General features: G+C 63.2%; 18 protein-coding genes. 15 read left to right on the forward strand and 3 right to left on the reverse strand.

Going from position 1 to position 14561, the window contains the following annotated elements:
- Nucleotides 1–46 precede the first annotated feature (46 nt).
- Together ACT6Q8_RS02515 and ACT6Q8_RS02520 are read right to left on the reverse strand one after the other, a co-directional pair.
- Nucleotides 47–295 (reverse strand): hypothetical protein, encoded by a 249-nt coding sequence (locus ACT6Q8_RS02515; protein WP_054167064.1) that lies wholly within the window; start codon nt 293–295, stop codon nt 47–49.
- Nucleotides 292–834, reverse strand: coding sequence for an EndoU domain-containing protein (locus ACT6Q8_RS02520; protein WP_444732530.1), 543 nt, complete (start codon nt 832–834; stop codon nt 292–294). Before ACT6Q8_RS02520 ends, ACT6Q8_RS02515 begins: the two co-directional genes overlap by 4 nt.
- Nucleotides 835–911: 77 nt before the next feature.
- Here ACT6Q8_RS02520 and ACT6Q8_RS02525 point away from each other — a divergent pair, with 77 nt between their 5' ends.
- From ACT6Q8_RS02525 to ACT6Q8_RS02550, 6 genes are all read left to right on the forward strand, one after another.
- On the forward strand, nt 912–1538 hold the full coding sequence (locus tag ACT6Q8_RS02525; RefSeq protein WP_444732531.1) for an SCO family protein: 627 nt from the start codon (nt 912–914) through the stop codon (nt 1536–1538).
- Nucleotides 1539–1774: 236 nt separating this feature from the next.
- Nucleotides 1775–2131, forward strand: a complete 357-nt coding sequence (locus ACT6Q8_RS02530; RefSeq protein WP_054167067.1) for an AtpZ/AtpI family protein — start codon at nt 1775–1777, stop codon at nt 2129–2131.
- A gap of 6 nt (nt 2132–2137) precedes the next feature.
- Nucleotides 2138–2881 (forward strand): F0F1 ATP synthase subunit A, encoded by a 744-nt coding sequence (locus tag ACT6Q8_RS02535; protein ID WP_054167068.1) that lies wholly within the window; start codon nt 2138–2140, stop codon nt 2879–2881.
- Nucleotides 2882–2942: 61 nt separating this feature from the next.
- Nucleotides 2943–3167, forward strand: coding sequence for a F0F1 ATP synthase subunit C (locus ACT6Q8_RS02540; RefSeq protein WP_054167069.1), 225 nt, complete (start codon nt 2943–2945; stop codon nt 3165–3167).
- A 204-nt stretch (nt 3168–3371) separates the two neighbouring features.
- Nucleotides 3372–3989 carry a F0F1 ATP synthase subunit B family protein gene (locus tag ACT6Q8_RS02545; protein WP_054167070.1) on the forward strand — a complete coding sequence of 206 codons (618 nt, stop codon included), beginning with the start codon at nt 3372–3374 and terminating at the stop codon, nt 3987–3989.
- A complete protein-coding gene (locus ACT6Q8_RS02550) occupies nt 3989–4471 on the forward strand; it encodes a F0F1 ATP synthase subunit B family protein (protein WP_054167071.1) in 483 nt (160 codons plus the stop codon). Before ACT6Q8_RS02545 ends, ACT6Q8_RS02550 begins: the two co-directional genes overlap by 1 nt.
- Before the next feature lie 205 nt (nt 4472–4676).
- Here ACT6Q8_RS02550 and tldD read toward each other — a convergent pair whose 3' ends face one another.
- Complete coding sequence (gene tldD / locus ACT6Q8_RS02555) at nt 4677–6113, reverse strand: metalloprotease TldD (RefSeq protein WP_444732532.1); 1437 nt, start codon at nt 6111–6113, stop codon at nt 4677–4679.
- A 410-nt stretch (nt 6114–6523) separates the two neighbouring features.
- On the opposite strand from tldD, the gene coxB reads away from it, so the two are divergent.
- From coxB to ACT6Q8_RS02600, 9 genes are all read left to right on the forward strand, one after another.
- Complete coding sequence (coxB, locus tag ACT6Q8_RS02560; protein ID WP_054167073.1) at nt 6524–7378, forward strand: cytochrome c oxidase subunit II; 855 nt, start codon at nt 6524–6526, stop codon at nt 7376–7378.
- Between the two features lie 24 nt (nt 7379–7402).
- Nucleotides 7403–9016, forward strand: a complete 1614-nt coding sequence (ctaD, locus tag ACT6Q8_RS02565) for a cytochrome c oxidase subunit I (RefSeq protein ID WP_054167074.1) — start codon at nt 7403–7405, stop codon at nt 9014–9016.
- Between the two features lie 124 nt (nt 9017–9140).
- Nucleotides 9141–10046: a heme o synthase gene (gene cyoE, locus ACT6Q8_RS02570; protein WP_444732533.1), complete on the forward strand. Its 906-nt coding sequence runs from the start codon at nt 9141–9143 to the stop codon at nt 10044–10046.
- Between the two features lie 16 nt (nt 10047–10062).
- A complete protein-coding gene (locus ACT6Q8_RS02575) occupies nt 10063–10230 on the forward strand; it encodes a hypothetical protein (protein ID WP_156344497.1) in 168 nt (55 codons plus the stop codon).
- Nucleotides 10227–10919 (forward strand): cytochrome c oxidase assembly protein, encoded by a 693-nt coding sequence (locus tag ACT6Q8_RS02580; RefSeq protein WP_444732534.1) that lies wholly within the window; start codon nt 10227–10229, stop codon nt 10917–10919. Before ACT6Q8_RS02575 ends, ACT6Q8_RS02580 begins: the two co-directional genes overlap by 4 nt.
- Before the next feature lie 58 nt (nt 10920–10977).
- Nucleotides 10978–11847 (forward strand): cytochrome c oxidase subunit 3, encoded by an 870-nt coding sequence (locus ACT6Q8_RS02585; protein ID WP_054167076.1) that lies wholly within the window; start codon nt 10978–10980, stop codon nt 11845–11847.
- A gap of 19 nt (nt 11848–11866) precedes the next feature.
- Entirely contained in the window at nt 11867–12250 is a 384-nt protein-coding gene (locus ACT6Q8_RS02590; RefSeq protein WP_054167514.1) for a DUF983 domain-containing protein, read from the forward strand.
- Nucleotides 12251–12255: 5 nt separating this feature from the next.
- Entirely contained in the window at nt 12256–12996 is a 741-nt protein-coding gene (locus ACT6Q8_RS02595) for an SURF1 family protein (protein ID WP_444732535.1), read from the forward strand.
- Nucleotides 12993–14477 (forward strand): carboxypeptidase M32, encoded by a 1485-nt coding sequence (locus ACT6Q8_RS02600; RefSeq protein WP_444732536.1) that lies wholly within the window; start codon nt 12993–12995, stop codon nt 14475–14477. Before ACT6Q8_RS02595 ends, ACT6Q8_RS02600 begins: the two co-directional genes overlap by 4 nt.
- Nucleotides 14478–14561: the final 84 nt, after the last annotated feature.

Consider the following 14561-nt stretch of genomic DNA (forward strand, 5'->3'; position numbering starts at 1 on the left):
GATGGCGCCGTAGGTCGCATAAGCGTAGCGCATGCGACAAAGCCCATTATTTGAGGTCTCGCAACCCCGCCAGGGATATGGCGGTCGGGACCAGAACCGGCGGCCAATCATCCTGCATGATGTTTTCCAGCAGCAATCCGTCATCGCTGACGCTGGCGGCATAGAGGTTGCCGACGCGCCGCTCCGGTCGCTCGCCCCCGGTCAGGCCGGTGATGAAGGCGGCGATGCCGTCCGCATCGCCGCCCATGTCGGTTTGCAGCCAGTCGGCCAGCCATTCGGCAGGATCATGGATCATTGCGGGCAGCTTTCGCCCATCTGCGGGAAGGCGGTATTGATGCGGCCATCGTCAAATTCCGCGAAACGGATGACGAAACGTTCCCCGCCCGGCCCGGTGCAATATTTCGGGTCCGGCTTGGCGGGTGCTGAACAGCCCAGCTTGCCCCAGGGCTTACCCGGCGCGTGGCTATGCTTGACGGCATAGAGGATGGAGTTCGTCACCTGCTCCACGCCGCAATTGTCGGGGTAGAAGGTGGAGTTCTTGGATTTGCCATTCTCAAAAAACACCTTGGTGCTGTAGACGCCATCGGCCTGCGGCGGCTGGGCCTGCACTTCCTTCACCGGTGCCGTGTCGATGATGGCGCGGCTATGCATGCCGACCACATCGCCGTTCTTTTTCACTTCCCCGCATAGGACATGGCGGAGGTTCACCGACGGGTTCGTCTGGCTCCACCCGAAGCTTTCATCCTCGCAGGACGGCTTTTCCGCCGCCCCGGCGGCACCGCATGCCGCTAGGCTGAAGACCAACATCACCAACCGGACCAACTGCACCGCCATTATCCGCCCCTATGAAGTTGTGGAAGCATCGTCTATGGGTGACCATATCATTGCCGATGGTTTGCGGGAGAGGGCTGATGAATCGGGATCGGTTGGTGCGGATGGCGCTGGCGTGCCTGGTCGGATTGATCATGGCTGCTGTCATCGCCTGGATGACCATCCGCCATGATCAGCGGCAGGCGGGGGGCGTGGCCACCAATGTGGCACCGGCCAGCATCGGCGGGCCGTTCACCCTGACCACCCATGATGGCCGCGTCGTGACGGATCAGGATTTCGCGGGCAAGTTCAAGCTGGTCTTCTTCGGCTACACTTTCTGCCCCGATATCTGCCCGACGGAGTTGCAGACCATCGCCCAGGCCATGGACCTGATGGGCGACTCCGGCGCCGACGTGCAGCCGCTGTTCATCACCATCGATCCCGAGCGCGATACCGCACCCGTGCTGGCCGACTATGTGAAGCTGTTCCATCCCTCCATCATCGGCCTGACCGGAACGGCGGAGCAGATTGCCGCCGTGGCCAAGGCTTACCGCGTCTATTACGCCCGTTCGCAAGGCGAACCGGACCCCACACAGTATCTGATGGACCATTCCACCTTCGCCTATCTGCTGGCGCCGGACGGGTCCTTCGTCACCGTTTTCGCCAAGGGCAGCACGCCCGAACAGATGGTTGACGCCATCAACGCTTACCGGTCGCGGGGGCGATGAACAGCGCTTTCGTGTAACGAAACGCGGGCCGTTACCGGCAATTCGGGGGCGAAATCGCGGGTTTGACGGGCAAAAGGTATGATGCGCTGCGGCATCGGACCTATGCGCGGGGTGGAAATCAAGGATTTTCAAATACTTAATGTGGGGTGCCTTACCCTTGACAGTATCCGGGGCTAACCGTATGGTGCCGCCGCTTTCGCACGGTATCCAACTTCTGGCGGAAGGGAGCCCGCTTCATGTCTGATGAGCGTCCGCCCCCGTCGCTGGAGGAACTGGATACACGCCTGCGTGAGGCCCGCCGCAACGCCGGCATGGACCTGCCCGACCCCGAACCGGGGGCCAGTGGCAAGAACGTGTCGAACGGTGATATGGCGCTGGGCCTGCGTGTCGGGGTGGAACTGGTTGCTGGTGTGCTGTTCGGGCTTGCGCTCGGTTACGGCATTGATTGGTGGCTGGGTAGTAAACCCTGGGGGATGATCATCATGATCTTCCTGGGCGCGATCGCCGGATTTATGAATGTGTACCGCCTGACCTCCGGTCAGGGGTATGCGGCGGGGTTCGACAAGTCCCAAAAGCGGGACGGTGGGGAGTAGGGCATCGTGGCTGGTCCTTTGGAGCAATTCGAGATCAAGCGCCTGGTCAACCTGCCGGTTGGCAATCTTGATCTGTCCTTCACCAATTCCTCGTTGTGGATGGTGATTGCCGTTGTGGCCTCGACCTTCCTGCTGGTCTATGGCATGCGCGGTCGCGCCCTGGTTCCGGGCCGCGTGCAGTCCATCGCCGAGCTTTTGTATGAGTTCGTGGCAGAGATGGTGCGGGACAATGCCGGCCCGCAGGCCCGCAAGTTCTTCCCCTTCATCTTCTCGCTGTTCATCTTCGTGCTGTTCGGCAACGTCCTGGGTCTGATCCCCGGTTCCTTCACCTTCACCAGCCATATCATCGTGACCTTCGCGATGGCGCTGTTCGTGTTCGTGGTGGTCACCGTCGTTGCTTTCGTGAAGCACGGCCTGCACTTCTTCCACTTCTTCCTGCCGCATGGTACGCCGCTGTGGCTGGCGCCGCTGATCGTTCCCATCGAACTGATCTCCTACTTCGTGCGCCCCATCAGCCTGTCCATCCGTCTGTTCGCCAACATGCTGGCCGGCCACACCATGATGAAGGTCTTCGCGGGCTTCACGGTGTCGATGGTCGCCGCTGGTGGTGGCATGGCTGCGGTCGGTATGCTCCCGGTTCTCCTGAACGTCGCGCTGTTCGCCCTGGAATTCCTGGTCGCCGGCATTCAGGCCTACATCTTCGCGCTGCTGAGCTGCGTGTATCTGCGTGACGCGCTGGAGATGCACTAAGCATCTCCAACGTCCAACCCGTCTTTTCCAAGAGACACTTCCAACCTAGAGGAACTTCAAAATGGAAGCTGAAGCCGCAAAGTTCATCGGTGCCGGTCTCGCCATGTTCGCCCTGCTGGGCGTCGGTATCGGCCTGGGCAACCTGTTCTCCGGCCTGTACCAGGCTGCTTCGCGTAACCCGGCCGCTCTGAACTCCTACAAGACCTTCGTCTTCATCGGCTTCGCGCTGACCGAAGCGACCGGTCTGTTCGCGCTGGTTATCGCCTTCCTGATCCTGTTCGCTTAATCGGCGGACAGTTTCTTAGAACCGGCGCCCTCGGGCGCCGGGGCTTCAGCGCCGGGATCGCCGCCGCTGCCGGGTATCAGGTCCGACAGCGGCGGTCGCTCTATGGGCCCTATGGTCCTTTATTTGAGCTTTTCCTTAAAGGCGCTGACGGGAATTTGGCGTGATCGGCCTTCATGGACCGGTCAGCAGTGAATGGGTGCTTCTATGCCTGTCCAACGCTTTTCGCGGCTGTATGCCGGCGCCTCGGCGGCGCTTGCCACGGCCATCGTCTTCGCGGCGCCTGTCCTGGCCGCTGCCGAGGGCGAGCATGCCGAGCATGCCAAGAAGGGCCTGCCGCAGCTCAACCCGGATAGCTTCGCCTCTCAGGTCTTCTGGTGGGTGCTGACGTTCGGCCTGCTGTTCTGGCTGATGTCCAAGGTGGCGCTGCCGCGCGTCGCCGAGGTGCTGGAAGCCCGCCAGGAAAAGATCTCCAACGATCTGGAGAAGGCGTCGGCGCTGAAGGCCGAAGCCGAGGGTGTGATGCAGGCCTATGAAAAGGCTCTGTCGGAAGCCCGCGCCAACGCGCAGAAGGAAATTGCCGCTTCGGTGGCCGCTTCCGATGCCGATGCCGCGCGCCGCAACACGGAACTGGGCACCAGCCTGTCTGCCAAGACCCGTGATGCCGAAGCCCGCATCCAGACCGCCAAGCAGGAAGCGCTGTCCAATCTCAGCAGCGTCGCCGCCGAGGCCGCCCTGGCCGCGACGGAACGTCTGTCGGGTGCCGTCCTGTCGGCTGACGCCGCCAACGCTGCGGTTGAATCCGTGCTGAAGGAGCGTGCGTGATGTTTGCAAGCAGCACTTTCTGGTACGCCGTTGCGTTCGTCATCTTCATCGTCGGTGTTGCCCGCCTTGCCGGCAAGGGCATCCTCGGTAGTTTGGATGCCCGCAGCAAGCGCATCGCCGATGAGCTGGAACAGGCCCAGAAGCTGCGCGAAGACGCGCAGGCGGCTTTGGCACAGTTCCAGCGCAAGCAGCGCGACGCCCTGAAGGAAGCCGAGGCCATCGTGGCCCAGGCCCGCGAGGAAGCGTCCCGCATCCGCGCCCAGGCAGCATCCGATCTGGAGGCCGGCCTTAAGCGCCGTGAGCAGCAGGCCGTCGACAAGATCGCCCAGGCCGAGGCGCTGGCCCTCCAGCAGGTCCGCGATCTGGCCGTCGAAATTGCCGTTCAGGCGACCGAAAAGCTGCTGGTGCAGAATGTCGATGAAGCCCGCAACAGCGTGCTGGTCGACGCCGCCATCAGCGAACTGCCGGCCAAGCTGCACTAAGCTGCTGAACGGTTCCAAGTTACGAGAAAGCCCGCCACACGGCGGGCTTTTTAGTTTTGGCGTGTCGGCGTAGGTCAGGTCGGGGCGAAGGCCCCGCCCTGACAGAAAAAGCGTTCAATCCAAGGCTGTCAGGGCTCCCGCGCCGCGCTCGACCTGACCTACGGGCTCTGCCTTCAGTCATCGCGACGTTCTGCCAAACTAACCCTCAAGCCGCCTTCGTGCCGCCGACCGTCAGGCCGTCGATCCGCAGGGTGGGCTGACCGACGCCGACGGGTACGCCCTGGCCGGCCTTGCCGCAGACGCCGATGCCGGGGTCCATAGAACTGTCATTGCCGATCATCGTGACCTTGGTCAGCGAGTCGGGGCCATTGCCGATCAGGGTGGCACCCTTGACCGCCGGACCCAGCTTGCCATCTTCGATCAGATAGGCCTCGCTGGCGGAAAACACGAACTTGCCAGAGACGATATCGACCTGACCGCCAGAGAAATTGGCAGCAAAGATGCCGCGCTTGACCGAGGCGATGATCTCGTCGGGCGATTTGTCGCCGCCGCGCATCACGGTGTTGGTCATGCGCGGCATGGGCATGTGGGCATAGCCCTGGCGACGGCCATTGCCCGTGGGCTTCACACCCATCAGCCGGGCGTTCAGCCGGTCCTGCATGTAGCCCTTCAGGATGCCATCCTCGATCAGGACGGTGCATTGGCTGGGCGTGCCTTCATCATCCACGGTGATGGACCCGCGGCGCCCCTCGATGGCACCATCATCGACGACGGTGACACCGGGGGCGGCCACCCGCTGACCCAGCAGGCCGGAGAAGGCGGAAGTCTGCTTGCGATTGAAGTCCCCCTCCAGCCCATGGCCGATCGCCTCGTGCAGCAGGATACCGCACCAGCCGGGGCCCAGCACGACCGGCATCTCACCAGCCGGAGCCTCGATGGAGCCGAGATTGATCAGGGCGCCACGCAGCGCCTCATCGACATAGCCCTGCCACACCTCTGGCTCCAGGAACTGCTGATAGGTGCGGCGCCCGCCGGCCCCGTGGCTGCCCGATTCCATGCGATCACCGTCAGCCACGACGACCGAGACGTTCAGGCGGACCAGGGGACGGATGTCGGCGACGCGGCTGCCATCGGCGCGGATGATCTGCACGGCCTGCCATTCACCCGACAGGGAGGCGGAGACCTGCCGCACGCGGGCGTCCTTGGCGCGGGCATAGGCGTCGATCTGTTCCAGCAGCTTCACCTTGGCCTCAAACGGCACAAGGACCAGCGGGTTATCGCTGGCATAGAGCAGGCGATTGGTGCCGATCGGCGCCTCGGCCATCATGCCGCTATGACCAGTATGGACGGCGCGCACGGTGTCGCCGGCGCGGCGGATGGCATCCTCGGTCAGAACCGACGCATGCGCGTAGCCGGTGGCCTCATCCGCGACGGCGCGCAGGCCGAATCCCTGGCTGGTATCGAAGGACGCACTCTTCAGCTTGCCATCGTCCCAGGCGAAGCTTTCGCTCTGCGCATATTCCAGGAACAGTTCGCCATCATCCGCGCCGCGCAGCGCGTTGGTGACCAGCCCGCCCGTGCGGCCCAGGTCGAGGCCGGCCTGATTGAAGAAGATCTCATCGGTCTGGGACAGAAGCGACATGGCGCGCGGCCTTCCTTGGCAACGGATATAAGGTCTTCTGTGAGAATGGCGATGCGCTGCGCCGCTGGCAAGGCTGCCGGGCACTGCCATGCGCCAGATCAATTGCCCTGCCCCCTGCGACGCAATGCCCATCGGCCTTGCAGGGCGGGGATGGCGGACGATCTTGCCGTTTATGGGTGCTTGCCTGTATGGTCTGCGACGATATGTGCGCCCCATCCTGGTGGCGCATATGTTGTTCGTGAGCCCCACGCGCGTGTAGTGTCCCGCCGAAACGGTTTGATCCGTTCCGGGTCTGCGTCACGCCGCGACTTTCCCGCCCACCGCCATTGGCGGGTGGTGGAGGGGATGGGCGGGCGGTCCGGCTGGCTCAAGCGGGGGACAACCTCCGGCAACGACGAGAGTGGTAAGGGATGTCTGTAAGCAAGATCGGCGCCGCTGTGACGGCCCTGTATTTCAGCGCGATGGTCGGGGGCTCGGCCTTGGCGCAGGAGGCGGCCAAGGCCGTCGGTGCGCCGCAGCCTAAGCAATTGGGCTTTCAGGAAGCGGCTTCGCCCGTGATGGAGCGGCTGCATGATTTCCACAACATCCTGCTGTGGACGATCATCGCTATCGCCGTGTTCGTCACCCTGCTGCTGCTCTATGTGATGATCCGCTTCAACAAGAAGGCGAATCCGGTGCCGTCGACCACGACGCACCACACCTGGCTGGAAGTGGCCTGGACGGGTATCCCCGTTCTGATCCTGCTGCTGATCGCCATCCCGTCCTTCCGCGTCCTGTACTATATGGACAAGGCACCGAATCCGGAGCTGACGGTCAAGATCACGGGCCATCAGTGGTACTGGAGCTTCGAATATCCCGACCATGAAGGCCTGGCCTTCGAGTCGCGGATGATCCCCGAAAATGAAATCCAGCCGGGCCAGCTGCGCCTGCTGGAAGTTGACAACCGTATCATCGTGCCGGTCGGCGTTGATGTGCGGGTCCTGGTCACGGGCGCCGACGTCATCCACTCCTTCGCCATTCCCGCTCTGGGCGTGAAGAAGGACGCGATGCCGGGCCGCCTGAACGAGACCTGGTTCAACGTCACCCGCGAGGGTGTGTATTACGGACAGTGCTCCGAAATCTGCGGCACCGGCCATGGCTATATGCCGATCGCCGTCGAGGCCGTGTCCAAGGAGCGCTTCCAGGAATGGCTGGGCCAGCAGAAGCAGGCCTTCAACAGCAATGGCTCCGCGCCGCGTCAGGTCGCTGAAGCGACCGCGCAGTAACGGTTCGGAAGAGAGGGTAATACCATGGGTGCTGTCACCGGGGCGCACGCCCACGATCACCACGATCACAAGCCTGGCTTTGTGAAGCGCTGGTTGTTCTCGACGAACCACAAGGATATCGGCACGCTTTATCTGTATTTCTCGGTGCTGGCGGGCCTTATCGGCGGCCTGTTCTCCGTGATCATGCGCCTTGAGCTGCAAGATCCGGGCATCCAGTACATGATGGCGTTTGGCGCCGACACCGGTCAGCAGTGGAACGTGTTCATCACGGCCCACGGCCTTATCATGGTGTTCTTCGTGGTCATGCCCGCCCTGATCGGCGGCTTTGGCAACTGGTTCGTGCCGCTGATGGTCGGCGCGCCGGACATGGCCTTCCCGCGCCTGAACAATATCAGCTTCTGGCTGGTGGTTCCGGCCTTCCTGCTGCTGCTGGGTTCCGCCTTTGTCGGTCCCGGTGCCGGTACGGGCTGGACCGTGTATCCGCCGCTCTCCTCTTCGGAGTACGGCCATAGCGGCCCGTCGGTCGACATGGCGATCTTCGCCCTGCATCTGGCCGGTGCGTCGTCGATCCTGGGTGCGGTGAACTTCATCACCACGATCTTCAACATGCGCGCTCCGGGCATGACGCTGCACAAGATGCCGCTGTTCGTCTGGGCCATGCTGGTGACCGCGTTCCTGCTGCTGCTGGCTGTGCCCGTTCTGGGCGGCGCCATCACCATGCTGCTGACCGACCGTAACTTCGGCACGGATTTCTTCAATCCGGCCGGCGGTGGTGACCCGATCCTGTTCCAGCACCTGTTCTGGTTCTTCGGTCACCCCGAAGTGTACATCATGATCCTGCCGGCTTTTGGCATCATCTCCCACATCATCTCGACCTTCTCCAAGAAGCCGGTGTTCGGTTACCTGGGCATGGCCTATGCCATGGTCGCCATCGGCGTCGTCGGCTTCATCGTGTGGGCTCACCACATGTTCACGGTCGGCCTGTCGGTCGATACCCGCGCCTACTTCACCGCCGCCACCATGATCATCGCTGTCCCGACGGGCGTGAAGATCTTCTCCTGGATCGCCACCATGTGGGGCGGCTCCATCGAGTTCAAGGTGCCGATGGTCTGGGCGATCGGCTTCATCTTCCTGTTCACCATCGGTGGCGTCACGGGTGTGGTGCTGGCCAATGGCGGCATGGATATCGCCATGCACGACACCTACTATGTGGTTGCGCACTTCCACTATGTGCTGTCGCTGGGTGCCGTGTTCGCGATCTTCGCCGGCTACTATTACTGGGTTGGCAAGATGTCCGGCCGCCTGCATCCGGAATGGGCGGGTCACCTGCACTTCTGGACGACCTTCATCGGCGTCAACATGATCTTCTTCCCGCAGCACTTCCTGGGCCTGGCTGGCATGGCTCGTCGTATGCCCGACTATCCGGATGCGCTGCACTTTTGGAACATGATCTCGTCCTACGGCGCCTATATCTCCTTCGGTTCGACCATCTTCTTCTGCGTGATGGCCATCTACACGCAGTTGTTTGGTCGCAAGGCCGAAGGTGACTATTGGCATACCGGTGGCACGACGCTGGAATGGACCCTGTCCTCCCCGCCGCCGTTCCACCAGTTCGAAACCCTGCCGAAGATCAAGTAAGCAGGACCGGGGCCTTCACCGGCCTTGATCCCTCGCAGACACCGCGCGGCGGGCGACCGCCGCGCGGTTTTGCCAAGTACCCCCCAAGTTCAGTTCCTTTTGAGCGTGTGAAGAGACCATCATCATGACCGACAGCGTGATCGCCCCCGAGATCATGGACAGTCCGGTGTCGAGCGGCACGGTGCGCGACTATGTTGCGCTGCTGAAACCGCGCGTCATGTCGCTGGTCGTTTTTTCCGGCGTCGCCGGCATGGTGGTGGCCCCGGGTCACCTGCACCCCGTGCTGGCGCTGGTTGCTGTGCTCTGCATCGCGCTGGCCTCCGGCGCTGCCGGTGCCATCAACATGTGGTATGACCGCGATATCGACGCGATGATGGATCGCACGGCCAAGCGGCCGATCCCGCAAGGGTTGGTCCCCGCCGATGAGGCGCTTGCTTTCGGCATCATCCTGACCATCGCCTCCATCACCCTGATGGGGCTGGCGCTTAACTGGGTGGCCGCCGGCCTGTTGGCCCTGGCATCCGGATTTTATATCTTCATCTACACGATGTGGCTGAAGCGGCGGACGCCGCAGAACATCGTCATCGGCGGTGCCGCCGGGGCTTTCCCCCCGATGATCGGTTGGGCCGCGGTAACCGGTGATGTGTCGCTTGCCTCCATCGTACTGTTCGCCCTGATCTTCTTCTGGACCCCGCCGCATTTCTGGGCGCTGGCCATCTTCCGCAAGCTGGATTACCAGCATGCCGGTGTGCCGATGCTGCCCGTCGTCGCCGGTGAGCGCGAGACGAAGAAGCAGATGCTGATCTACACGCTGATCCTGCTGCCGCTGGCGATCAGCCCCTATTTCCTGGGTATCGGTGGCCTGACCTATCTGGCTGGCTCCACCATTCTGGGTCTGGCCTTCGTCGCTTATGCGGTCCAGGTGCTGCGCAGCGAGGATCACAAGCCGGCCAAGCGCATGTTCGCCTTTTCCATCCTCTATCTGTTCCTGCTGTTCGCGATCCTGATCGGCGAACATCTGGCGGTTTAAGCGGAGAGGCAGGATAATGACCGATCAACAGAACCCGGGCCCGGCCCGCAAGCATGGCGGAGATACCGAGCTGCATCGCCGGCAGCGCGGCAAGAACCTCGCCGTTCTGGCGGCCCTGTTTGCCTTTGTTGCCATCATCTATGTGGTGGCCATGGTGAGGATGAGCGGAGGGACGTTTCCATGACGCCTGAGCCCAACAACCAGGCAGAGCTTGGCCGCCGCAATACACGCATGGCGCTGAAACTCGGCGTTGTCGTCGCCGGTATGGTCGGCCTGTCCTTTGCCTCTGTCCCGCTTTATGACCTGTTCTGTCGGGTCACGGGCTTTGGCGGCACGACGATGGTGGCTCAGAAGGCACCGGACAAGGCGCTGGAGCGGGTGGTCACGGTGCGGTTCAATGCCGACGTGAACAATTCCATCAACTGGGAGTTCAAGCCCGATACCCATGCGGTCGATGTGCGTGTGGGTGAGGCGATGACCATCGCCTATCGGGCAAAGAACCTGGAAGATCGCGCCGTCATCGGCACTGCGACCTACAATGTCACGCCGGAAAAGGCGGGGCAGTATTTCAACAAGATTCAGTGCTTCTGCTTTACCGAGCAGAAGCTGGAGCCCGGACAGTCGATCGACATGCCGGTCAATTTCTATGTCGATCCGGCCATGGCCGACGATCCGGAAATGGCCGATGTGAAGACCATCACGCTGTCCTACACCTTCTTCCGCGCCGCCGATCAGAGCGCTGCGTTGCCGACACCGGGGAAGGGTGCGGCAGCCGGACCACTGGACGGCGCGGATGGGAAGGATTACCAAGGGAATGCCCAAGGTTCGGTGGACAAACCGACCCCCGGTGCTGCCCCAGGGAGCAGGTTGTAAGGCCTGCGCCCATAAGTCACTTATGATCCAAAGTTCCTTGGTTTGAGGGAAAAGAGAGATGGCTGACGTCAACGCCCATATCGGTGGCGGCAATACCGGGGATGGCATTCCGCAGCCCTACCACCTGGTCAATCCGAGCCCGTGGCCCCTGCTGAGCTCGTTCTCTGCCGGTCTGCTGGCAACGGGTCTGGTGATGAAGTTCCACGGCCATGGCTGGTACCTGCTGGCTGCTGGTCTGCTGGCCGTGCTGGCCTGCATGTATGGCTGGTGGCGCGATATCGTGAAGGAATCGGTGGTTGAGAAGGCCCATTCCCCCGTCGTGAAGATCGGCCTGCGCTATGGCATGTCGCTGTTCATCGCTTCGGAAGTGATGTTTTTCTCCGCCTTTTTCTGGGCCTTCTTCGATGCCTCGATCTTCCATAACGAGGCCATCCAGTTCGCCCGCGTCGAGGCGAATGGCGGCGTGTGGCCGCCGAAGGGCACCGTTCCCTTCAACCCGTTCGACCTGCCGTTCCTGATGACCGTCATCCTGCTGCTGTCCGGTACCACCGTGACCTGGGCGCACCATGCGATGGTGGAAGGCAAGATGCAGGAGGCTGCCAAGGCCCTGGGCATCACCGTCCTGCTGGGCGTGATCTTCTCCGGCTTTCAGGTCTATGAGTACAGCCATGCCGCTTTCGGCTTTGGCGCTAACGTTTACTCCTCGGCCTTCTTCATGGCGACCGGCTTCCACGGTTTCCACGTGCTGATCGGCACGATCTTCCTGGCCGTCTGCTACTTCCGCACCAAGAAGGGCCACTTCACCGCCGAAAGCCATTTCGGTTTTGAAGCCGCCGCCTGGTACTGGCACTTCGTGGACGTGGTCTGGCTGTTCCTGTTCATCTCCATCTACTGGTGGGGTGCCGGCGGGGCCTGGGTCGCCCACTGATCCGGGGCGGGGCTTCCCCGTGACGGAGACGCCATCCTCCCTGCTCAGCGTGGGTTTGCGGTGCCGCTGCCCACGCTGCGGCCAGGGTGCCCTGTTCAAGGGCTTCATGCGGGTCGTCGATCGCTGTCCGGTATGTGGCCTTGATGTGGCCGCCGCCGACAGCGGGGACGGCCCGGCTGTTTTTCTGATCTTCATCCTGGGCTTTACGCTGGTCCCCGCCGCCTTGATCTTCGCCTTGAAGGTCGATTGGCCGCTTTGGGTCCTGCTGCTGATCTGGGGGCCGATCATCATTGGCGCCACGCTGGGCCTCATGCGTCCGGCCAAGGCGCTGACCATTGCCGCCCAGTATCGGTATCGCCGGGATCAGTTCGGCGAGGATCAGGATGAGGGCGGGGAGGGCTGAAACCCATGTCCGCCGCCGCCCGCCGTCAGTTCCGGCCACGCCTGATCCCCTCCATCGCCGCCTTCATCGCGCTCGCCATCCTGCTGGGTCTGGGCACCTGGCAGGTGGAGCGGCTGGGCTGGAAAACCGATCTGATCAGCCGTGTGGAGGCGGGGTTGGCCGCCGACCCGGTTGATCTGCCGGCCAGCATCGAAAAGCCTGCTGATTGGGACTATGTCCGCGTCCGGGTCACGGGGCGCTTCCTGCATGACAAAGAGGTCTATATCGGCCCCCGCCTTTATCCCCGGCCTGATGGAAGGCAGGAACAGGGCGCGCATGTCCTCACCCCCCTGGTCCGCGATGATGGGGCGGGTACCGTCCTGATCGACCGGGGCTGGGTGCCGCTGGACAAGCGTGATCCCGCCACCCGCACGCCGGGCCAGGTGGAGGGCAGCGTCACCGTCAGTGCCATCGCCCGCGTGCCACAGCACCGGGCCTTCATGCAGCCCGACAATGACCCCGCCACCCGCACCTTCTTCTGGCTGGATATGCAGGCGCTGGCCGGCATCGCCGGGGTGGAGCGGCTGGCACCCCTGGTCCTGCAGGCCGATGCCACCGCCAATCCTGGCGGTCTGCCCATCGGCGGGCGTACCATTGTCGCCCTGAAGAATGACCATCTCTCCTACGCGCTGACCTGGTACGGGCTTGCCCTGACCCTGATCGGCGTGTTCATCGCCGCCAGTTTCCGCCGCCGGGAAGAACCATGACCCTGTCCGCCTATGCCGCCCTGGAAAAGCATTTTGCCCGCCGTGCCGGGTTGCAGGGGGCCCTGGGCATCTTGAACTGGGACAGCCGGACCATGATGCCGGCGGCGGCCTCTCCGGCCCGCGCCGATCAGGTGGCGGCATTGGAGGGGGCTATCCATGGCGCGTTGATGGACCCCGCCGTCGCCGACTGGCTGGACCGTGCCGAATCTGACGCCGCCCATCTGGATGACTGGCAGCGCGCCAATCTGGCGGAGATGCGGCGCGAACATCTGCTGGCCACCGCTGTGCCCGCCGATCTGGTGGAAGCCAACGCCCGCGATGCGGCCCGGTGCGAAATGGTCTGGCGCACGGCCAAGGCGGAGAACGATTTCGCCCTGCTGCTGCCGCATCTGCAAAAGGTGCTGACCCATCAGCGGGAGATCGCGGCGGCCAACGCCGCCGTGCTGGATTGCGGCCTCTATGACGCGCTGCACGAGCTTTATGAGCCGGGCAGCCGCGTGGCGGACTTTGGCCCCGTCTTCGACGATTACGCCGCCTTTCTGCCGGGTTTCCTGGCCGAGGTAGAGGCGGTACAGGCTGGTGAGCCAAAGGCGGAGACGTTCGAAGGGCCGTTCCCGGTGGAGGCGCAGCGGGCATTGGTGCAGCATCTGGCAGGCATCCTGGGCTTTCAGGGCCGTGTGGATCAGTCGCTGCACGCCTTCTGCGGCGGGGCCACGGGCGATGTGCGTATCACCACCCGCCTGGACCCAGATAATTTCTTCAAATCGCTGAAATCCGGCCTGCATGAGGCGGGGCACGCGCTCTATGAGATGGGCCGCCCGGCGGCCTGGACAGCGCAGCCCGTGGGACAGGCGCGCGGTCTGGGCGTGCATGAAAGCCAGAGCCTGACTTTCGACATGCAGGTGGGTCGCCATCCGCGCTTCCTGGAATGGCTGGCCCCGCAACTGGCCGAGGCCTTCGGGCGGGAGGGGGATGCATGGTCGGCGGAAAACCTGCGCCGCCGCTTCCGCCGGGTGGACCGCACCTTCATCCGGGTTGATGCGGACGAGATCACTTATCCCGCCCATGTCATCCTGCGCTGGCGTCTGGAACAGGCGCTGATCGAGGGGCGGATGGAACTGGTGGACCTGCCCGACGCCTGGAACCAGGGGATGCGCGATCTGCTGGGCATCACGCCGCCCGATCTGGCGCACGGGTGTTTGCAGGATATCCATTGGCCCAGCGGGGCCTGGGGCTATTTCCCCACATATACGCTGGGCGCCATGATGGCGGCACAGCTGTTCCAGGCAGCATCAGCCGCCATCCCCGACTTGGCCGATCAGATCGGGCGCGGGGATTTCCGCGATCTGGTGGCGTGGCTGGGCGATAATGTCCATCGCTGGGGCCGGTACCTGTCGGCCCGCGACATCCTTATCCGCGCCACCGGCAAGCCCCTGGAGGCCGGCATCTTCAAGGCGCATTTGCGGGCGCGGTATCTTTGACGGGCTTTGTCGCATGCGGGCTGACGCCCTTATGCGACCTACGGGTGGTTTCGTAGGTCGCATAAGCATAAGCGCATGCGACAT

This window comes from Niveispirillum sp. (assembly GCF_052437035.1).
Lineage (GTDB): Bacteria > Pseudomonadota > Alphaproteobacteria > Azospirillales > Azospirillaceae > Niveispirillum.